Below are 22,024 nucleotides of genomic sequence, written 5' to 3' on the forward strand. Positions count from 1 at the left end.
GTTCATTAAGATGAAAAAATATATGTTTTATCCTGCATTGGCCCTGGTGCTGATGCTGGGCAGTTGTGAGTTGGTCGAAGTTGAAAACCCAAATGTTAAGGAAGATAGCTTCATTGGTTCAGGTAATTCAGCAGTTGAATGGACGGATGGCATGCGCCGCCAAATGAGTTTGATGGTGGCCTCAAACACGGAATTTACTGAACTGGTGTCCGATAATTATTTCAACAACTACACGGCAAGTAGTAAGGTATTCGATATCCCTCAAATCAATTTCTTTGACCAGGATGTTGCCAATATCCAGGCAGGGATTCACCGTACCATGGAGATGTGCGATTACGGACTTACCAAAGTATTGCCTGCCGATGCTGGATCTAAACCACTGCAGCGCGCTGAACTGCTGATGTACAAGGCTTACACACACCTGCTGGCTGCGGAGCTTTTTGTAGGAATGCCTGCGACAGTCTTAGGTGAAGTGCTTTCCCCGCAAGTACACCGTAATACTGCGATTACTTTATTAAATGATGCGCAGCCCTTGTTTACAGAAGCCAATGATCGCCTGGTGTGTGCACTGCTCCGCGCCCGGGCTTATTATGGCTTGGGAAATGCAGCTCAGGCCCGCACTGAAGCAAACACTGCCATCCAGAATCCGCTTTTGCTCAGACAAGTATTGTATGGTACAACGAATGGACCAGGTAATGGTTTCCAGGCCAATATCTTCACAACAAGCGGTGCAAATCCTTTTGCACCACTTCCCAGACTCGATTTCCTGGATCCTAAGTACTTCAATACCAACCAAACTGCAGCGCTGGACCAAAAACCCATCGCGATCGCCAAAGCTGAAGAAGCTTACCTGATCATCGCTGAGGCAATGGTGTCTTCAAATGATTTGAGCGGCGCCAGGACTACCTTAAAAAATATGCTGACAGAATGCGTTTCCAAAAGGGCAACGACCAGTCTGAGCGATAAAGCGGAGACCCGCAACGGGGGCAATAAGGTGTATCCGGTAACTGCTATGAAAGTGAAATTTGATGCTGCATCTGCTGAGAAAGATGGATACATCCTCAACAGACAAACCGGCAATATCACTGCTTATCAGGTTTCTGGTACTAAAGTCATCGCTGCGGAGATTGATGCAGCAAATACACAGGATGAAATGCTGTATCTGGTATACTTGCTTAGACAAGAGGTCTTTATGGCAGAAGGTCGCCGGATGACAGACCTCGGTATCCGCTTCCCCGTATCTGAGCGCGAGCGACTGGGCAATAGCAACGTGAAACCTGAACACACGCAAGCAATCATGCCGTCCTTTATCCCTAAAAACCGTGAAATGGACGATTTCGAAATCAATGCTGCGACAGGTGTGGTGACCATAAAGCACGACATGAACAAAGTACTGGTACAGCACAAAACGGCCGCTGGTATCATGCCATTTATCAATTAAATACGTTCTTTATGAAAAGTTTAATATTAATTGCATTAGCCACCGTTTTCAGCACGGGGCTATATGCTCAGGATAAAGTGAAAGGCTTCGTTTACCACGATGCCAATAACAATGGAAAGAAAGATGCGAAGGAAACTGGCATCGCCAAGGTTGCGGTAAGCAATGGCGTACAGGTAACACTTACGGATGAAAAAGGCCGCTACGAATTGCCTATTGGAAATGACAACGGTATTTTTGTTATCAAACCGAGCGGCTACCGCATTCCCCTCAATGCGGATAACCTGCCTAAGTTTTATTACCTGCACAAACCGATGGGCTCTCCGTCTACACTGGAGTTTAAGGGAGTGTCGCCGACGGGCCCGCTTCCTAAATCGGTAGACTTTGGCTTGCTGCCACAAAAAGAGGCAGATGATTATACAGCTTTGATTTTTGGTGACCCTCAGGCTTATACGGCAAGGGAGATGGAGTTCTTCGAAAAAGGGATCATTGCGGAGGTTGCAGGTATTAAGGACGTGGCCTTTGGTTTAAGTTTGGGAGATTTGGTAGGTAACGACCTTAACTTGCACCAGCCTTACATCAAAGCAATCAAAAAAGTGGGATTGCCTTGGTACAACCTGATCGGGAATCATGATATGAATTTTGATGTAAAAGTTGATTCTTTATCGGATGAAACTTATGAAGCAAATTTCGGTCCGGCCAATTATGCCTTCAATTATGGTAAGGTACATTACATCATACTTGACGATGTTCTGTATCCGAATCCTCGTATCGGAAAGGGTTATTTGGGTGGTTTCCGTAAGGACCAACTGGATTTTGTGGAGAATGATCTGAAGTTAGTAGGTAAAGATCAGCTGATAGTACTTGCTTTTCACATTCCCCTGGAGCACCAGAACGGAAATGTATTTCGTCCGGAGGATCGTCAGCGCTTATTTGATCTGTTAAAGGATTATCCTAATACACTTTCGTTATCGGCGCACATGCATACACAGTCGCAGATTTTTTACGGAAAAAAAGAGGGCTGGAGTCAGGAAAAGCCACATCATGAGTACAATGCGGGTACAACTTCCGGCGATTGGTACTCTGGTCAGCTTAATGAGCAAGGAGTTCCTGCTGCAACTATGCGAGATGGTACACCTAAAGGGTATGCATTTATTCATTTCAAAGGCAATCAGTATGTGATTGATTATAAAGTGGCAGGCAAAGATAAATCTTACCAGATCGAAGTTTTTCATCCAAAAGTAGTAGGTCAGGGCAAAAGTACCAGAGCAGGTATTTACGCCAATTTCTTTATGGGCTATCGTACCGATTTGGTAGAATGCCGTATAGGTAATGGTAAATGGGAGAAGATGAGTCCCGCAAATGCTGCAGATCCTGCCTACCTGGCTGAATTGCACCCCTGGGATACTTCAGAGGAGTTACTAGCGGGAAGAAGACCAACCAATGCAACGGATAGTCCACATTTGTGGAGAATGTCAATTGCGACTGATCTGCCGATTGGTACGCATGTTATAGAAGTGCGTGCAACGGATCGTTATGGTCGTACACATACGCAGAAAAGTATTTACAGAATTGAAAAAGCTAAAGAATTGTAATGAAAACTAATTTTATAAAAAGATTGCTGTTGCTCAATATGATCGTATTGACTATGCCTGCATTTTCTCAAACTTCCAAACATGTGATCCTGATCAGTATCGATGGCTTCAGACCAGATTTTTACCTGGATAAAAGCTGGCCTGCACCAAATTTGCAGTCTATGATGAGAAATGGAGCCCATTCGAAAGGAGTGAGAGGTATTTTTCCAAGTGTAACTTATCCTTCACATACTACACTGATCACTGGTGCTTTTCCTGCACATCATGGCATCACTTACAATACCATGCCGAATGATAAACTTGTGTACGAATGGACGACTGATAGCCGCAAGATCAAATCGGAAACGCTATGGCAGGCGGTCAGAAAAGCAGGTATGAAATCTGCATCTATTTCCTGGCCGATTTCCGTTGGTGCTGAAATTGATTATAACTTGCCGGAGATCTGGTCAGCCACAAATATGTCAGACAGAAAATCAGCAATCGCTGAGTTTGCAACTCCGAAGGGGTTCTTCTCAGAGATAGAGGAGTATGCAATCGGCAAGGCAGAGGTCAATGACCTGAATCTGCAGTATCTGACCATGGACGAGAACAGCAGCCGTATGGCGGCTTACATCATCCGCAAATACAAGCCTGAGTTTTTGAGTATTCACATTGTTGGTGTTGACGGTGCACAGCATAAAGAGGGGCGTTCTGGTGAAGGGGTTTTTAAAGCCCTGGCTTCTGCGGATCATGCGGTAGCAAATATCTTGGATGCATTGATCAAGGCCGGTATTAAGGACAGCACTACAGTGATCGTTACTGGAGACCACGGTTTCGTGGATATCAATAAGGTACTTGCTCCGAATGTCTGGCTGAAAGAATTGGGCATTGACAGTAAGGTTGATACACAGGAACCAGTAGCTAAGTTTCAGGCTGCAGGAGGTGCCGCATTTTTCCACCTGAAAGATAAGAATGATGTGAAACTTCTGGCCAAAGTGCGTAAAAAACTGACTGAACTCCCTGATGGGTATAAATCCCTTTTCCGTATCGTGGAGCGTGCCGAATTGAATAAATTCGGGGCTGATCCGCATGCGAGTTTCGCATTGGCTCCGGTAAAAGGAGTGTATATTCAGGACAAGGATTCGGGACCTGTACTCGGACCTACTAAGGGTGGTGCACATGGTTATTTTCCCGATATTCCCGAAATTCAAACTGGTTTTATTGCTATTGGCCCTGGTATTGAGAAAGGATTGCTGATTGAAGGAATTGGCCTGGAAGATGTAGCGCCGACTGCTGCAGCACTTTTGGGCATCAAATTTAATGCACCTGATGGCAAGGCGATAAAGGCATTAACTACGCCCGCTAGATAATCCTCAGGTTTCATTATCAGGAGCGAATGCGATAGGCGTTCAGTGGCTGACGAATATGGGCGCAAGGTATTGCCGTTATAAAGTAGGGATTGGGAGCGGAAAACGTCTTTCCGCTCCCATATCTTATTTCTTTTTCTAACTACTTTTTCTCAGTTTCAAGTTTCTTTTCGTGTTCGGTTCTTGGAGTGCTCGCACTGTTTGGCTCACCTTTACCTTTAGTAATCAGGTTAAATAAACTTTGCTGTACATACTGAGTCCATGCATTTACACAGATATCGTAACACTCGTATTCAGGAACTAAACCCTGGTGAGTAACGCGAATTTGGGTTTTATTATCTTTTTTCTCAATTTCAAAAATAACCTTTGTGCCTATCCATTCACTTTTGTCTTCCGTGAATTTAAAATAGTTGTCCAACACAAGCCAGACCACTTTTTTTTCAGGAATAACTTCAATTAATCTCATTTTGCAACGATGGACATCCTGATAGTGATAATCAAATTCATCATTGAGTTTTTCGGTGTGGCCTTCAATTTCTTCTGACCACCATCCGCGAACGTTATTGATGGCATCGAATGCTGCTTTCGGGCTTTGGTCTACTAATATTGTAGTCGTAAAATCTGGTGTATTCATGTTGATTGTTATTACGTGATTCTAAAGTTTTTCTATATCAAAGCTATGGAGTTATTTGCCAAGTAATCAGGTGTGAAATGGACTTTTAGTCGGGTTGATTTGGACAGAAATATCAAGTATCTTTATGTGAAAATTACCACCATGCAAGTCACAATAGTTGTTCCAAAAGGAGAGGTTAATCTGAGCAGTATAACCGGTTCGTTCGAAATCTTGACTCGTGCCAATATCATATGGCAAAAGATGGGACACAAACCCATGATGGAAGTTTCCATAGCTGGTTTTGTGCCCGAAATGAAATTGGATGCCGGCTTCTTTTCGGTTTATCCTATAAATATCAATGATCTGGATAGAACCGACCTGATCATCATACCCTCCGTTTCTTATGATAATGAGTTAATTAAGGAGAACGAAGCACTGATCAACTGGATAGGGGAACAACATAGCCGCGGAACTGAAATAGCTTCGATGTGCTCCGGTGTGTTCCTGCTGGCTGCTACTGGTTTGCTAGATGGAAGAAATTGTTCCACACATTGGAATATGTCAGGCGATTTTAAGCGATTGTTCCCAAACATCAATCTTCAAATCGATAAACTGATTACTGCCGAAAAGGGGATATATACCAATGGTGGTGGATATTCATTTTTAAACCTGATGCTTTTCCTGGTAGAAAAATACTTTGACCGGGAGATCGCCATTATCTGCTCAAAGATTTTTCAGATTGATATTGAAAGAACATCACAATCGCCCTTCCACATTTTTAAAACACAGAAGAACCATGGTGATGAATTGATTTGCAAAGCCCAAACCTATATCGAGGAAAATTTAAGTGGAAAAATCTCTTTCGAAGACCTGGCTTCAAAGCTTGCGATCAGCAGAAGGAGTTTTGACAGGCGTTTTATTAAGGCTGTAGGTAATACCCCTGTCGGATACTTGCAGCGGGTAAAAGTGGAAGTTGCGAAAAGTACTTTAGAAAAAGGTAAAAAAAGCATTTATGAGGTCATGAATGACGTTGGTTATTCAGATGATAAAGCATTTAGGGAAGTCTTTAAAAAAATAACGGGTTTGTCCCCGCTGGATTACAAAGCGAGGTACATTAAGGAACCCGTTATTGTTATTTAAAATCTTCTTTCATCCAGCTTACCTTTTGCTCACTACTATGTTCTTGTCCGATGATGTGGGAATAGAGTGCTGGTCTTCTTGCTTTAATATATCTATAGCCACCTGCCAGGGAAAGTTTATCTGCAGAAAGCTCAGAGATGACGATCTCGTTATCCAGAGAACGGCATTCGGATAGGATTTCACCGAAGGGGTCCAAAATCATAGAACAACCATTCTTGAGCTGATCATCATCCATTCCTATTGGATTGGAGAAAATGGCGTAAATGGCATTGTCATAAGCCCTTGCTGGCAACCACCTCATTAACCATTCCCTACCTTTAGGTCCATCAAATTCCCTGCGTAGTGGTTCTGGGGCATTATGCCTGTTTATCCAAAGTTCGGGATCTACAAAACCTGCCCTTGGTCTGGTAGAAGGCGTACACATGGTTACATGTGGCATAAAAATAGCCTGTGCGCCTAACAATGTTGTTGCCCTAACATTTTCGATAATATTGTTGTCATAGCAGATCAGTATACCACATTTCCATCCATATAAATCAAAAATAGTATACTGTTTTCCAGGGAGAAGGTGTGGATTAATAAAGGGATGAAGTTTCCTGTGTTTTGCCAAAAGACCGTTCTTATCTACACAAACATAGGCCTTGTAAAGGTTGTCATTTACGTCTTTTTCAAAAAGACCAGCTAGTATGGCAATGTTATGAGCTTTGGCAATCTCTTGGAGGTTATATATACTTGGTCCTTCGGGAATGTATTCGGCAATATCGAGCAGTTGTTCTTTAGATAGCTTTCTTGCAAAAGTATATCCTGTAATAGAACATTCATGGAAAGCGATCGCATTTGCCCCCATCTTGGCCGCTCTGGCGGAAAGTTCGTTGATAACATCGAGGTTATATGCTTTATCGCCACTTTTGTTTTCGAACTGGGCGGTTGCTACAATTAAATTTTTCATATGGTAAGGAATATTTTAATATGTCAAATCTACCAACCATAAAAAAGACTTCCTTGTATAAAACCGACAATTTATCTATACGGGAAGTAGGTTGATAGAAAGCTTGCCCTTTATCGATAAGTATTGGGAAGGAGCAAGACCTGTTTTCTGTTTAAAACGAGTATTAAGGTGTGCCTGATCATAGTATCCGCATTCATAGCCAAGTTGACCTAAGTTCTTTTCCCCACCATATTTTTGGAGACGTTTGAGAAAGTTTTGTAGCTTTACAGTTTCGGCAAAAGCTTTGGGAGAGATGCCAACATATGCACTGAACTTGCGTTCCAGTTGCCGTTCGGATATGCCAAATATATGGGTAAGCTGTTCAATAGATACATTACCAGCGCTGTGGCTAATGTATTCGCTTAGCTTATTTATGAATTCTTCGGATGGTTTAACTGCAGTTTTCTGCTGAATAAGAAAATGCTCCAGACTGCTTATAGCATCTATAAGGCTTTTACTGGCGATATGTTCTTCTAATGTTCGTCCTTTTGAACCTATCAAATCTTCAAGTGCAATGGTTTTATCCTTCATCTCGCTCGCCGGGATATTAAAAAGTCGGGGTAGTGCAGCCGGATGAAGAACAACAATGAGCATTTTTACACTGCTTACCTGTAGATTTAGGTAGTTAGAAATTTGCCCGTATACAAAGCTGGAAGGTTGTGCCTGATCTCCTAATGAATTACTGATGTAAATAGGGTCGCCTAAGCGGAAAACTATTCCTGGATTACCATCGGAAAAGAAACGGTAAAAGAGGTGTTCACTACTTTCAATAATCAAGTAGTGTTTTACAATATTAGACAATATAGGACTGCAGGGTATTTGCACATCTTTCGTATTTTACATACAAACCTAGCCATTATTAAATCAAAAAGATGCGAGCTAGGTCATGACAGTGTTTAATTCGGCAATAATTCTGTGGAGATTATATTTGTTTTTGACCTAATTTACTAACCTTGTTTAGCCATGAAGCTCTTTTCGCGGGGTCTGATGTTTTGATGATGCCAATAGCGGTAACCTTCACTGGTTTTATTCCGCAAAATTCCAGCGTGCTTTTTTTCAGTTGATTGATGCTTGGGTTGCCATAAATCCATCGGTAATACCAAGCGGGCTGGTCAATGGTGGTAATGATTCTTGCTGTTTTTCCGGTTAGGAGTTTGTCCCACCACAAAGAATTGTCCTTGTATTTGTAAGCTAATCCAGGAAGAAATAACCGATCAATAAAACCTTTCATAATGGCCGGAAATCCACCCCACCAAACGGGATGTACCCATACCAGATGATCGGCCTGGTTGATTTTTTCCAGGCTGTACAACAGATCAGGTTCCAGTTCAATACGACTGGTATAACCATATTGTAAGTTGGGGTTAAAGTTTAGATCGGCAATATTTAGCTCTGTTACCAATGCTCCAGATTGAATGGCTGCTTCTTTGTAGGCTTTGGCTAAAGCATAATTGAAGCTGTCCTTGTTGGGATGCCCATTGATAATTAATATGTTTTTCTTGTTCACTAGGTTTTGCATCTTGTCCTGATTTGCTATCGGGACAAAGGTATAGCCTACTTATTGGGAGCGACAGGACATTTGTCTATAAATTTATCTCTTTTCTTAAGCGACTTAAGTGACGTGGGGTGATTCCCAGGTAAGAGGCAAGATACTGAAGGGGGATTTGCAGCACGTAGTTAGCCTGGTTTTCCAATAAATCGATATATCTTTTTTTTGCCTTTTCTTTTTGGAATAGGAAGAGTCTTTTTTCCAGCTCCAGGTATTGTTGTTCAGCGATAATCTTAAAAAATCGAACCCAGTTTGGGCTAGTTTCGAGTAATTTATCTACATCATGTTTTTGAATAACGAGTAACTCTGAATCCGCTACAGCTTGTATGTTTTCTACGGTAGGTAGTCCAGTGATGAATGCGGAATAGGCAGCCATTAATGTGTTGGGGAAGGAAATACAGTAGGTAATTTCTTCTCCGGATTCGGGCGAAAAAAAGGATCTGAGTATACCAGTATTAATAAAAGCCACTTCTGTGCTGAGTTTTCCTTCGTTGATAAAAAAGCTTCCCTTTTTCAGATGCCTTTTGATCAGAAGGCTTTCAAACTGATCAATCTCAGTAGGGCTTAATACATTAAATGAGGTTAGGAATGCTTTAATCATCGGTTATTATATATGACCATCGCCACCAATGCGGCAAAAAGTGTATTTAAAAAATTTACTGTGTTGTTTCCTATTTGATGTTTTCGTTCAAGAGTCGCACCTAAAATAGAATCCGTTAGGTTTCCAAGTGTACCGGCAAATACCACTATTAATGCCATTTTGTCTAAACCAGCATATATTAAGGCTATAATACATGCACCAACAGTACCGATCAACAAACCTTCAAGGCTAACTACTCCATCTAAACCATTTGCTTCCTTTTTAAGCGTTATGATATTATAGAAGCGGCGCCCATATACCATCCCCAGTTCCGAAGATAAGGTGTCGGCAAGGGCCGAAGCCAGGCTGGCAGCCATCATGATGAGGTATGTTTCAATATGCGAGGGATCAATGATCGCTAGAATTGCAGTTAATCCGGCCACACCACCGTTGGCAAATACCTGTCCTGCGGTTCTACCCATGTTAGCTAAATTGTCGACATGAAGTTTTGCTTTTATCGCCTTCTTATGAGCCGTTGCCCAAACACTAAGTAAGAAAAAGGTCAGCAACATGAGCACGCCTTTTACTTGCGCAGCTTGTAATACGAGCAGACCTATTCCAGTTGCAGAAAGGGCCGCGGGTATGGTTAGCTTTTTTGCTTTTACACTAATAAGCATTACTATCGCAAGTGATAAGAATAAATAGGGAAGGTAGCTTGTATAAATAGCCATTGAATGACAATATTGTATTTTTAATGGTTTAGGAACTAAATACAAATATAGTCAGATACCTATTGAATTGAACGGTGTAAAAACAGAGATTGAAAAATGTCATAACTCTTTCGCGCTCTTCGCTTTCACAATAGATTCTTAAAGTAGTATTTCATTTAATTTTGATCAATTATTTTTGGTTTAAATTACTGTATGTTAATTGATTATGGTAGTTAGTTACATTTGTTCACAATTATTTTACTTTCTATTCAAGAATATTCCATTATCGAATGGTAGCTTTGTAGCAAGTTTTATGATTTTTTGCGCAAAATGGCTTGCCTATGGGCCTAATAAAGCAAATGATCTACCCCCTTATTGTTTAAAATAATGTTTTCAAAAATGAAAGATCATCTACGACGCTACGCATATAGGCCAAATTCACCATCTGCAACAATATACAGGGTATTTCCAGGTTGAAATACGTCCGAACTGTTTCATTTTTAGTTTTTTATCTAGCTTTTTAGTTGGACGATTATTCGTTTGATTTTAAGGTAGATTCAAGATTTTTCAGTTTTTCATTATAAGAATAAAATTACCCCACCACATTAGAATAATTTCATGAATAAAACAGCTAAGCATTTTGCCATAATTATTGGATTGCTATTTGCATTTGGCGCAAAAGCTCAAGTAGGAATAGGTACAAGTACTCCAGATGCGAGTGCTCAACTAGAAATACTTTCTACATCTAAAGGTTTGCTTATCCCAAGAATGTCATTAGTACAACGTAATGATATCAACAGTCCTGCTAATGGTTTATTGATCTATCAAACAAATGACTCTCCTGGGTTTTATTTTTATAGCAATGGACAATGGCAAAAGCTAGCCAATAAAAGTGACATTACTTCAGGAGGCGGTGGCACAGGTGGAAATACGATATTAAGCGGTAATGGTGCACCTTCGGCCGGACTTGGAAATAATGGAGATTTTTATCTGGATCTAACAAAGACCACTTTATTCGGGCCAAAGGTATCAGGCAACTGGCCTTCATCTGGAACCGTATTAGTAGGACCAAAAGGAGATTCAGCTACAGCTGGAGATTTAAGTCTGAGTTTTGATGCAGCATATAATTTAGGTATTAAAGGTGGAAACTCGGTAAGCCTTAGTGATCTTAACCAGTCTTTGAGTCTTGCGGGAACAATATTATCTATTTCAGGACCAAGAAACAGTCATGTCGACCTTTCCGGATTACTTGGTGGCGGCGGTGGAACCGGTGGACTTACCAGCGTTCAACGTGATGCTACTTTAAAAGGTAACGGTACAATTTCAAGTCCATTAGGACTTTCAACTACAGGCGTAATTCCTGGAAGATATACTGCTGCAGATATTACTGTGGATGCAAACGGACGAATTACAGATGTAACAAATGGGACACCTGGTGGAGGTGGAACAGGTAACGGAACTGTAACTTCCTTAAGTGTTAAACCATTAAATGGATTTACAGGCACAGTTGCCAATCCAACAACCACGCCGGAAATTACATTAGGTACTCCACTTTTGGGCATTTTAAAAGGAGAGGCGGGGGCACTAAAAGTGGCTACAACAACAGGTACAGGTGATATTGTGCTATCTGATGGTCCTACGCTAAATAATCCTATCCTGACAGGTACAGCTCAGGGAAATATTTCCGGTACTGCAGCTAATGTTACCGGGATTGTTGCCGTTGCAAATGGTGGTACCGGAGCTAATAATGCTACAGATGCTAAAATAAATTTAGGTCTGGGTAGTGTTGATAACACAAGAGATGCTGATAAGCCAGTAAGTACAGCTACTCAAACGGCATTAGATGCTAAAGAAGATAAAGCGAATAAAAGTACCGATCTAGTTTTAGATGCAACTTCAAATGTAAAATATCCAACTGTAAATGCAGTTAAAACATATATTGATTCGAAGGCGGGTATTGTAGACGCAACAACCGCGATTAAAGGAAGAATCATGCTATCTGGGGATCTCGCTGGTACAGCGGATGCTCCAACTGTGAAGACAGTCGGCGGGGCAATTGCAAGTGCTATTAAAACGGGGGTAGACTTGGCTAATGCGGCGACTGCTCAAAACCTAACGGGCACGATTGTGAAGAGAGACGGGCTTGGCAACATAGAAGTGGGTACAGTAACCGGTAATTTAAACGGAAATGCGACTACAGCAACCACAGCCGGTTCTGTTAGTGGAACTGTGATGGTACCTAATGGTGGAACAGGAATTACTTCCTACACGCCTGGAAATTTCATTAATGCCTTAGATGCGACTACACTACAGGAAAGAACACCTTTACAAGTAAAAGAAGCTTTAGGCCTGGATCTGGTTGATAATACTTCTGATGCTGCAAAGCCTGTAAGTACGGCAACGCAGACTGCTTTAAATTTAAAAGAGGATAAGGTTAATAAAATCACAGATGGTACGTTCTCTGCAAATTCGGATACGAACTATCCCTCGGAAAAAGCGACAAAAACTTACGTAGATAAAAAAGTAAATGATGCTGTTATAGGAGCGGGTGGTGTACCTGATGCCACAACAACTATCATTGGTAAAATACAGCTTGCCGGAGATCTATCGGGTGTTGCTTCAGCTCCAACTGTACCTGGATTGGCTTTAAAAGAGCCGTTAATCACAAATCTGCAAGCTGTAAGAGGTGGTACAGGTATTACCAGTTATACAGCAGGAAACTATATTAGTGCAGCAACAAGTACTACTTTGCAGCAAAGGACACCAACCCAGGTAAAGGTAGATTTGGGCTTGGATAATGTAAGTAATGTTAGTGATTTGTTAAAACCAATCAGTACTGCAACGCAGACCGAGTTAAACAAGAAGATAGATCTTACTGAAAAAGCAGCAGTGAATGGAGTTGCGACATTAGATGGCTCGGGGAAGATTCCCGTAGCACAAATTCCAGCGCTGTCCTTCGCTTCTGTTAATGTTTTTAGTACCGAAGCAGCTATGTTGGCCTTAAGTGGTGCGCAGGTTGGTAGTACAGTTATCAGGACTGACATTAGTAAAAGTTTTGTTTTGGGTGCTACCCCGGCTTCTGTACTGGCTAACTGGAAAGAAATATTAACACCAACGGGTACGGGAGTACAAACGGTGAACGGAGTGGTTGGGCCTGATGTGGTTTTGACCAAGACAAATTTAGGTTTGCCGAATGTTGACAATACCAGTGATATGGGTAAACCTGTCAGCACGGCTACACAGACGGCTTTAAATCTGAAAGAGGATAAATTAAATAAAAGCTTAGACATCAGTACTGATGGTGCTTCAGATACCAAATACCCTTCTGTAAAAGCGGTTAAGACTTATGTCGATGCTGTATCTGCGGCAGGTTCACCTGACGCGACTACTACAGGAAAAGGTATTGTAAAATTGGCCGGAGATCTGGGCGGAACTGCTGCTTTACCTACGGTATTGTTGGTTGGCGGTTCTACCTCAACTGCAATTAATGCAGGGGTAATCCTTGCGAATAACGCTACTGCTATAAATACACCGAATACTATTGTAAAAAGAGATGGCTCAGGTAACTTTGCTGCCGGAACCATTACAGGTAACCTGATCGGAAATGCATCAACTGCAACTTCCTTAAGTGGAACAGTTGGTGTGGCGAATGGTGGTACAGGACTGAACTCTTTAACTCCCGGAAGTTATTTATATGCTGCAACAGCAACTTCAATTGGACAAAAAACAGCTGCAGAGCTAAAAACTGACCTGGCCCTTAATAATGTAAATAATACAAGTGACGCATTGAAGCCAATCAGTACGGCCACACAAACTGCATTGGATTTAAAGCAGAATATTTCGAATATCAGTAATAACATTGCTGGTGATGCGAGTTCTACAACAAAGTACCCTTCTGTAAAGGCTATGAAAGACTATGCTGATGGCATGGTGTCGGGAGGTGGCTCGCCTGCTACTACAACTACAAAAGGTATTGTAATGCTTGCCGGAGATTTAAGTAATACTGCTGATGTACCTATGGTAGCGACAGTAGGTGGTTCCGCGGCGGCTGCTATTAATACGGCAACGGTGGCAGCTAACCTTGCAACAAGCTCGCCAACAGCTAATACGATTGTTAAAAGAGATGCATCGGGTAATTTCTCAGCGATGGCTATTACTGCCGGAACTTTTAATGGTGCTTTAACCGGTAACGTAACAGGTACTGCTACTGGTCTTGCAGGTGTTTCTGCAAATGGAATTTTAGTCCGGACCTCAGCTACTGCGACTACATCACGTAGTATTGCTGGTACAGCAAATGAGATTACAGTAACGAATGGAGACGGTGTTACAGCTAACCCTACTTTATCATTGGCTAGTACAGGTGTAACCGCAGGAAGTTATACCTCAGCTAACGTAACGGTTGATGCGAAGGGAAGAATTACAGCCGTTGCTAATGGATCAGGCGGAGGCGGTGGTGCTGTGGCAAGTGATTTAGGATATACGTCTTCTGCGACTAACGGTGTGATCACTTCTAAAGCGGGGGCATTGATTGGAACTGCGGCTACTATTCCTGGAGCTACAACAAGTGTGGCGGGAGTAATGATTGCGACTGATAAGGCTAAGCTAGATCAATATCCGGTGGTTATTGCAGCTGACGCTACAAAGGTCTTAACTGCTAATGCTGATGGAACTGCTAAATGGGTTGCTCCCGCAGTCGGTGGTGGCGGCGCTGTTAGTAAAGCTTATAATCCATCTGGAAATTCTCGTGTGCTGGTAATTGCAACAGGCGACGGAATAACGGTTGCAATGAGTAACGGACCTGTTTTGGGAACAACGAAATTTACATTTACTATACCTGCGGGAGTGACTATTCTAAAAGCGAAGCTTAATTTAGATAATGCGCTTTTTGGCAAAACACCGTCAGACCCTGCTCCTGTTATATATTACGAGATACAAGATGAAAATATTGCTGATCCATCAGATTTCCTTCAATATCCTATGCCGAACTTTTTAATCATCAACAAGACAAATTCGCTGCCATATAGCTATGCTGCTACGGGCACGTCGGCAAATCCTGTGGCGATGGATGTGCTACCAAGTAATAAAATTATAAGTTGGAAGGTTACGCCTAATGCAGCTAAAACCTATACAATAGTGATAAATTTCTAAGATGGGAAAAAACGGGTATATTTTTGTCATTGTTCTGCTATGGTTAATTCCTTTTGTTGGTAAAGGGCAGTCCCTTAATGGGAGATTCTATATCACCGGGGCATCGGAGGTCGCATCAACTCCAAACTCAAATTATTCTATTGAGGGAGTTTTTACAGATCCTCGATATATTAATAGCGCTGCAGATATTTTACCAGGGGATATGATTGCAGATGTTCTTGGATTGACTTTTAGGATTGATAAAATCACTCATCTCAATGGGTCGTCGATTACAGTAGATGCTACCTACCTTAGAGGTGCACTAGACGTTTACGACACCTATCCAACTTCCTATAACACAGGAACTCTTTTTAGGCCTACACCTAATGGTTACCCGCAGTTAACGAATGATCAGGAATATGTAAATGAAGGGCTGAAGATTGCGGTTATTAACTCTGCTATTCAGGATATCGATAAAGACATCAGAGGTTTTAAATCCGGAACCGAAGCTGATCTTCCTGCTACGCCAAAGGCCGGCGATCTTTTTTATAATGTTACCGAGAAAAAACTATACGCCTACACAGCCGATGGCTGGGTACCTGTTGGTGGAGGAGTAATAGCAAGCGGTACAACTGCTGAATTCCCGAACCCTGCAAAGAGCGGAGAGATGTTCCTGAATAAAGATGACAATAAAACTTATATTTATAACGGCGCTTTATGGCTTGAGCTTTCGACGAATGGATCCACCCCAAGTGCCAATATTAATCCTGATCCGACTAAGGTAAGTGTTAAGGAAGGCGACCTTTTCTATAATATATCAGACCACAAATTATATGTTTATAATGGTACGGTCTGGATGCCGATCAACAATCTCTTGCGTAACGGTCAGATCTTCGTTGGTAATGCTTCCAATACACCTGTGTCTGTTGCTTTAACGGGAGATGCAACCATCACCAATATTGGTAAGCTGACCATTCAGCCGCTTGCTATTACTGATGAGAAACTAGATAAGACAAAAATTCCTTTGAGTGGCTTTGGCATTCCCCTAGACAATGTATCGATGGGAGATGCCACTACAAATTTTAAAATCATTAACCTTGCCAACCCCTCTACCAATTCAGATGCGGCAACAAAAGGTTATGTAGACGCATTGGTGTCTGCTCCGGGCTCTATGGTTTTAGCTAATAATAACTTTCTGGTTGGTAACAGTTCCAACAAGGCGATAGGGGTATTGAAGAGTCTCATTCCAATTAGTGGTTTCGATAAAGCTGGAGCTAACGTGTCAATGGGAGGGGGTACACCAGTGACCAATTTCAAGATCACCAATATGGCTGATCCTACTGCAGCACAGGACGCTGCAACTAAGGCTTATGTTGACGGCAGACAAGTTAATGCTGCAAATATTCTATTGCCAACAGGAAATTTCCTGGTAGGTGACATCGCAGGAAAAGCTGTGGCTACGCTAAAAAATACGGTATCATTAACCGGTTTCGCTGCACCTACGGCGGATATTGCTGCAGGTGGTTTTAAGATTACTGGTCTTGCAAATCCCGTGGATGCTCAAGATGCTGTTACCAAAGGTTATATCGATACCAAAACATTTGATCCCGCTAGAATTAACCTGGCTAAAGACCTTTTTATGATTGGTGATGTAAATGGGAAAGCCACGGGGATTGAAAAAAATACCATTCCATTGAGTGGTTTCAAAGATCCTGCTACTGACATTTCACTTGCAGGTTTTTTATTAACAAATATAGGTACGCCATTAGCGGAAACAGATGCTACGAATAAAAAGTATGTTGATGACCTTTTTAGTACACCTTCATCCATACTTGCTCTGCCTTCTGGAAACCTCTTTGTGGGGAACAGTACAGGGAAAGCAACTGCCACACCGAAAATTCAGGTGCCATTGAGCGGTTTTGGTAAAGCTACGGAGAATGTGAATATGGGGGATGCTGTAAATCAATTCAATATTAGTTTTTTAAAGGACCCGGTTTTTGAACAGGACGCAGCCACGAAGAATTATGTAGACAGCAAGCTATCTACGCCCGGAGTAATAACCTTATCAACAGATCATATTTTTGTCGGCGATGCCTCTAATAAAGCAAATGGTGTGCTTAAAAACACTGTGCCTGTAAGTGATTTCGGTGCTGCAATAGCAGATGTGGTAATGGGAGATGGAACAACTAATTTTAAAATTACAAGTCTTGCAGATCCTACTACCGATCAGGATGCTGCAACGAAAAAATATGTGGATTCAAAAACTTCAGAGACACCAACAGGCCCAACAGCACCAACTGGAGCAAAGGCAGGTGATACTTATTATAATACTGTAGAAGGTCGTTTGTATGTTTATAATGGTACTACTTGGGTACCTGTTGATAATAAACTTTCTGACGGTCACTTGTTTGTTGGAAGTCCAGCAGGTATAGCAGTGTCAACACCTAAAAATGTGGTTCCTTTAAGTGGCTTTGGTTCTGCCCAGGGAGATGTAGCAATGGGTAATTTTAAATTAATTAACCTTGCCGAGCCAACCCTAGATCAGGATGCTGCTACTAAAAAATATGTAGATGCAAAAACAGTGAAGATGCCTACGGGACCGACAGCCCCAGCTAATCCAGTTGTAGGTGATACTTATTATAATACTGCTGAAAACCGTTTATATGTGTACAACGGTACGGGATGGGTAGCGGTAGACAATAAGCTCGCAACAGGCGAACTTTATGTAGGTAATGCTGCAGGTATCGCAGAATCAACCACTAAAGATAAAGTGCTAATCAGTGGCTTTGGTATAGCAAAAGCAGATGTTGCTTTGGGTGATGGAACAGCCAATTTTAAGATTACAAATCTGGCAAATCCCGCTGCAGATCAGGATGCGGCTACTAAAAAATATGTAGACGATAAAACAGGTAAAACACCTATAGGGCCTACAGCACCAACTAATCCACTCGTAGGTGATACTTATTATAATACTGCTGAAAATCGCTTTTATGTATACAATGGTACAGGGTGGGTAGCCGTAGACAATAAGCTCGCAACAGGAGAGCTTTATGTAGGTAATGCTGCTGGTATTGCAGAATCAACCACTAAAGATAAAGTGCTCATCAGTGGATTTGGTGCAGCAAAAGCAGACCTTGTTTTGGGTGATGGAATAGCTGCAAATTTTAAAGTTACGAATATGGCAGATCCTATCGCAGATCAGGATGCCGCAACTAAGAAATACGTAGATGCTGGAATTACTAACGCAACAGCTGCAGGTAGAGATAACTTGGGTAACCATCTAGCTACGGAGAGTATTAAACTTTCGGCATTCTCGATCAGCAATGACGGTGGAACCGGCAAAGGCTTGACTTTCGATACTCAAGGAAATGCAATATTGGCTCAAGATTTAACCATAAACGGAAATTTATACACCCCATCGGATAGAAATTTGAAATCAAACATCGAAACCTTAACTACAGTTCTGCAAAAGATTAATCAGATCAGAGGTGTGAGTTTTGAATATAAAGATCAAACTAAATACGCAACAGGTGTAAAAATAGGAGTGATAGCTCAAGAGCTTCAAAAGGTGTACCCAGAGATGGTGACGAAAGGTAAAGATGGCTTTTTAAAAGTAGACTATACTCAACTAACGGGTATGCTGATCCAGGCGGTAAAGGAACAGCAAGAGGAGATTGATGGATTGAAGATCCGTATGGATAAACAACAAGAACAGATCAATAACATTCTTAAAAATATGCAATAACTATTGATAAAAAGAGACCACTATTTTGAAGCTATATAGAGATGATAGGTAAACGATTAAAGCATACACTTGTCCCCACAGTTTTTGTAGGGTTATTATGTTTAAATGCAAGTGGGCAGACTAAAGACATTAGCTTGAAAATACATTTGTCTGGTGTAGCGAAAAGCAAGATTTCTTTGCTTTCCCTTGCTGGTGCATCTATAAAAACAATTGTAGAAAATCCAGCTATAAATAATGGCGGAACCTCAGTGTTGAATATCCCTAAAGATCAATTACCGGGAGAGTTTGTTTTGCGTTTTGACTATCAGGAAAAAGAGAGTAGTAATCCTTACCCTGCTGAAAAACGCATTTTTGTAAACAATCAAAATCTGGAACTTTGGGCCCGTCCTAAAGCATTGAATCATCCCGATAGTACTTATTTCCAAAAAGGAGAAATAGAAAATACGGTGATCACAGCTTTTGCTGCGGACAATGGGAAAAGAAGAGAACAGCTAGGATTGTTACAGAATTTTCTGATGAATTATGACCGTCCGGAATCGAAGTTTTTTGCATTGGGAACGGAAGAATATGAAGGAAGACGTTTGACTTACAATAAATGGATTGAAGCACAAACCTTGCAACACAAGAATACTTTTGTGAGCAATAGTTTTGTATTTCAACATATCGCGCCAATCCTTTGGAAAGGAACAGAAAAAGACAGAGTGAACAGTGTGATCGAACATTATTTAGATGGCATGGACTTTAAAAATCCAATGATCATCAAAACAACCGAGATCAAAGAGTGGATGAATAAGTATGTAAATATTTATGGCGCCATGTCAACCACTATTGAACTCCGAGATTCTCTGTTTACCCTTGCCGGAAAACGCGCCATAGAGAAAGCCCGTTTGGGTCATCCTTTAGTTTACGGATGGATGGTAGATTATTTCTACAATGGATTTGAAAGTTTTAACATGACTGCAGGCATAAAAATGTTGGAACCTTACCTGAACGATCCACTTTGCTTAACGAGCCGTAGAAAAGCAATCGAGCAGAGATTGAAAGGTCTGGAAACCTTAGTTGTAGGTTCCGTAACGCCTGATTTTGACTGGAAACTGGCTTCAGGTAATACGGTTAAGTTTCATCAATTTAAAACTGAAGCCAAATATAAACTGGTATTGTTTTGGTCGGCCGATTGTCAGCACTGTAAAGAGTTGGTAGAAAAATTACATCCCTGGTACCAGGACGCTTCAAAAAGAGAAATGATGGATGTCTTCGCCATCAGTTTAGATGAAACAGAAACGGAGATTCCAGCATGGGAAAAAGCCAAAGTAGGCTTGCCTGCATTTAAACATAAGCGAGGAGAACAAGGAATAAGAAGTCCTGAAGCTGCGGCATACTTTGTCTTGTCAACACCAACAATGGTATTGGTAGATGCGAAGAGCAATAAAATTGTGGCTTTACCTGAGACTGTTGCTCAGTTGGAAGCAGAAATGAAATAATCAGTATTGATGAAAAATATATTATTAGGAAAAATGAAAAGACTTATCGCATCTATTGCCATTGGATTTTTGCTGTTTATCTGTCCTGATGTAAAGGCTCAGCTGAAGGTAGGATCAGAAGGAATCTTTGTCCAACCAGGAACTGTATTCTATACCGAGGGCTTAACACTGGTTCCAGCTACGGAATGGGGAATGAACAACCTGATGATTACTAAACAAATGCAAACGGTGATCTGGCCAAAGTTCAATAGCATCCAACGAATATACAGGTTTAGCAGACCAGCAACTTTTGATGGGGAGCTTGCCCTGAATTATGAGGATGTTGAACTCAATGGAAACGAAGGCAAAAGCTTGGTGTTGGCTTATTCAAAAGCACCAAGTAACAACTATAAAGATTTTACGCTGGTTAAGGAAAGTGTGGCTAATCCGACCGAGCGATACGTTGGTCAGCTGTTTGGGGATAAGATTACTTTTTCTGATTTAACGGCAGTAACCATGGAATCAGGCAAAGAAGCTTATTCAGATTTGATTGCTAACAACATGATTACGCCAAATGGTGATGGTGTAAATGATACCTGGATTGTTAAAAACATCCATCTATATCCTAACAACGAGTTGAAGATTTACGACCGCGAAGGAAGGCTAGTTTTCAATATGATAGGTTATGACAACACCTGGGGAGGTACGTTTAATGGAAGTGCGCTACCCGAAGATAGTTATTACTATGTCCTGTATTTCGATTCAGGAAAAGCAAAAAGATCAGGATTTATCTCTGTAGTAAGGGAATAATAAAATGAAAGAATTGAGCATGAAAAATAGAGTTAATAAGGCGTTATTTGCTGCATTGGGAGTTTTAGCTGGATTGGTAATCGCATTCCCTGCATCGGCACAAATCAGACCCTTAGGTACCCAGTATTATGAAAATCAATACATCAGTAATCCTGCATTTGCAGGGATGGAAAAGGGATTAAATGTGAACCTTAGTTACCGCAATCAATGGCGGAGCATCGAAGGTTCGCCAGTTACGATGGCTGTGAGTGGAGATTATCAGCGCGATAAAGTAGGGATGGGCCTAATCATATATAATGACAAAGCCGGACTGATTGGGCGTACCCGCATCATGGCGAGTTATGCTTATCACTTGCCATTAAATGGAGACAACAAAAACTTGCACTTTGGTCTTTCTCTCGGTGCGATGAAAGAAAGTCTGGACAATAACAAGATTATTGCTGAACCCGATGATATTTTGGCGCAACGTTTTAACGAACGCAAGCCTTATATTGATGGAGATTTTGGTATTGCATATACCAATGAGCGGTTCACAATACAAGGAGCATTGCCTAACCTGTCTAAATTTTTGCAGAAGGATCCGCTGGTTACGATAGATGGACATACTTATTTTGCTGCCATGTCTTACAAAATCGGATCTGCTTTGGATATCGTGTCTATAGAACCTAAAATCAGTTTCAGAGGAGCTAAAGACATTGAAAGCATTTGGGATGTGGGTACAAACCTGAAGCTTGAAAACAACATTCTTAATTTCATGGGAATGTTCCGTAGCGACAAAAGTTCTGTTTTTGGTGTAGGCGTAAATTACGATAAGTACTTTATACAATGCTTTTATACCAGTCAATTGGCTGGAGATCGTATGCGTACTGGTGGAGATTTTGAGGTCAATTTAAAAATTAATCTGTTTAAGGAGCCGAAGTAAA

At 41.4% G+C, this 22,024-nt stretch carries 15 protein-coding genes; 9 read left to right on the forward strand and 6 right to left on the reverse strand.

Annotated elements, in window-relative coordinates:
• Positions 1-10 precede the first annotated feature (10 nt).
• Genes EZ444_RS13350 through EZ444_RS13360 form a run of 3 tightly spaced genes read left to right on the forward strand, consistent with a single transcriptional unit; the run spans position 11 to position 4,382 of the window.
• On the forward strand, positions 11-1,441 hold the full coding sequence (locus EZ444_RS13350) for a RagB/SusD family nutrient uptake outer membrane protein (protein ID WP_131609608.1): 1,431 nt from the start codon (positions 11-13) through the stop codon (positions 1,439-1,441).
• A gap of 11 nt (positions 1,442-1,452) precedes the next feature.
• Positions 1,453-3,033 (forward strand): calcineurin-like phosphoesterase C-terminal domain-containing protein, encoded by a 1,581-nt coding sequence (locus tag EZ444_RS13355; RefSeq protein WP_131609610.1) that lies wholly within the window; start codon positions 1,453-1,455, stop codon positions 3,031-3,033.
• Positions 3,033-4,382 carry an alkaline phosphatase family protein gene (locus tag EZ444_RS13360; protein ID WP_131609612.1) on the forward strand — a complete coding sequence of 450 codons (1,350 nt, stop codon included), beginning with the start codon at positions 3,033-3,035 and terminating at the stop codon, positions 4,380-4,382. The genes EZ444_RS13355 and EZ444_RS13360 overlap by 1 nt, the downstream gene beginning before the upstream one ends.
• Before the next feature lie 139 nt (positions 4,383-4,521).
• Here the strand turns inward: EZ444_RS13360 and EZ444_RS13365 are convergent, their stop codons facing one another.
• Positions 4,522-5,013, reverse strand: coding sequence for an SRPBCC domain-containing protein (locus tag EZ444_RS13365; protein ID WP_131609614.1), 492 nt, complete (start codon positions 5,011-5,013; stop codon positions 4,522-4,524).
• A gap of 72 nt (positions 5,014-5,085) precedes the next feature.
• Here EZ444_RS13365 and EZ444_RS13370 point away from each other — a divergent pair, with 72 nt between their 5' ends.
• Positions 5,086-6,132 carry a GlxA family transcriptional regulator gene (locus EZ444_RS13370; protein ID WP_225874727.1) on the forward strand — a complete coding sequence of 349 codons (1,047 nt, stop codon included), beginning with the start codon at positions 5,086-5,088 and terminating at the stop codon, positions 6,130-6,132.
• On the opposite strand, the gene EZ444_RS13375 is transcribed toward EZ444_RS13370, so the two are convergent.
• The 5 genes from EZ444_RS13375 to EZ444_RS13395 form a co-directional block, all read right to left on the reverse strand.
• Positions 6,125-7,081, reverse strand: a complete 957-nt coding sequence (locus tag EZ444_RS13375; RefSeq protein ID WP_131609616.1) for a nitrilase family protein — start codon at positions 7,079-7,081, stop codon at positions 6,125-6,127. The two genes, EZ444_RS13370 and EZ444_RS13375, sit on opposite strands and share 8 nt — an antisense overlap.
• Positions 7,082-7,156: 75 nt before the next feature.
• Positions 7,157-7,945, reverse strand: coding sequence for a helix-turn-helix transcriptional regulator (locus EZ444_RS13380; RefSeq protein WP_131609618.1), 789 nt, complete (start codon positions 7,943-7,945; stop codon positions 7,157-7,159).
• Between the two features lie 97 nt (positions 7,946-8,042).
• Positions 8,043-8,639 (reverse strand): NAD(P)H-dependent oxidoreductase, encoded by a 597-nt coding sequence (locus EZ444_RS13385; RefSeq protein WP_131609620.1) that lies wholly within the window; start codon positions 8,637-8,639, stop codon positions 8,043-8,045.
• 64 nt (positions 8,640-8,703) lie between these two features.
• Positions 8,704-9,270 (reverse strand): Crp/Fnr family transcriptional regulator, encoded by a 567-nt coding sequence (locus tag EZ444_RS13390; RefSeq protein ID WP_131609622.1) that lies wholly within the window; start codon positions 9,268-9,270, stop codon positions 8,704-8,706.
• Positions 9,267-9,980 carry a DUF92 domain-containing protein gene (locus EZ444_RS13395; RefSeq protein WP_131609624.1) on the reverse strand — a complete coding sequence of 238 codons (714 nt, stop codon included), beginning with the start codon at positions 9,978-9,980 and terminating at the stop codon, positions 9,267-9,269. Before EZ444_RS13395 ends, EZ444_RS13390 begins: the two co-directional genes overlap by 4 nt.
• 597 nt (positions 9,981-10,577) lie before the next feature.
• Here EZ444_RS13395 and EZ444_RS13400 point away from each other — a divergent pair.
• Genes EZ444_RS13400 through EZ444_RS13420 form a run of 5 tightly spaced genes read left to right on the forward strand, consistent with a single transcriptional unit; the run spans position 10,578 to position 22,023 of the window.
• Positions 10,578-15,107: a beta strand repeat-containing protein gene (locus tag EZ444_RS13400; RefSeq protein ID WP_131609627.1), complete on the forward strand. Its 4,530-nt coding sequence runs from the start codon at positions 10,578-10,580 to the stop codon at positions 15,105-15,107.
• A 1-nt stretch (position 15,108) separates the two neighbouring features.
• Positions 15,109-18,831 carry a tail fiber domain-containing protein gene (locus EZ444_RS13405; RefSeq protein WP_131609629.1) on the forward strand — a complete coding sequence of 1,241 codons (3,723 nt, stop codon included), beginning with the start codon at positions 15,109-15,111 and terminating at the stop codon, positions 18,829-18,831.
• A 41-nt stretch (positions 18,832-18,872) separates the two neighbouring features.
• The gene (locus tag EZ444_RS13410) at positions 18,873-20,312 is read left to right on the forward strand and encodes a TlpA family protein disulfide reductase (RefSeq protein ID WP_131609631.1); all 1,440 of its coding nucleotides are present in this window, start codon (positions 18,873-18,875) and stop codon (positions 20,310-20,312) included.
• A gap of 9 nt (positions 20,313-20,321) precedes the next feature.
• Entirely contained in the window at positions 20,322-21,101 is a 780-nt protein-coding gene (locus tag EZ444_RS13415; protein WP_131609633.1) for a gliding motility-associated C-terminal domain-containing protein, read from the forward strand.
• Between the two features lie 19 nt (positions 21,102-21,120).
• Positions 21,121-22,023 (forward strand): PorP/SprF family type IX secretion system membrane protein, encoded by a 903-nt coding sequence (locus EZ444_RS13420; RefSeq protein ID WP_131609635.1) that lies wholly within the window; start codon positions 21,121-21,123, stop codon positions 22,021-22,023.
• Position 22,024 lies beyond the last annotated feature (1 nt).

The sequence above is a fragment of the Pedobacter hiemivivus genome, from assembly GCF_004331685.1.
GTDB lineage: Bacteria > Bacteroidota > Bacteroidia > Sphingobacteriales > Sphingobacteriaceae > Pedobacter > Pedobacter hiemivivus.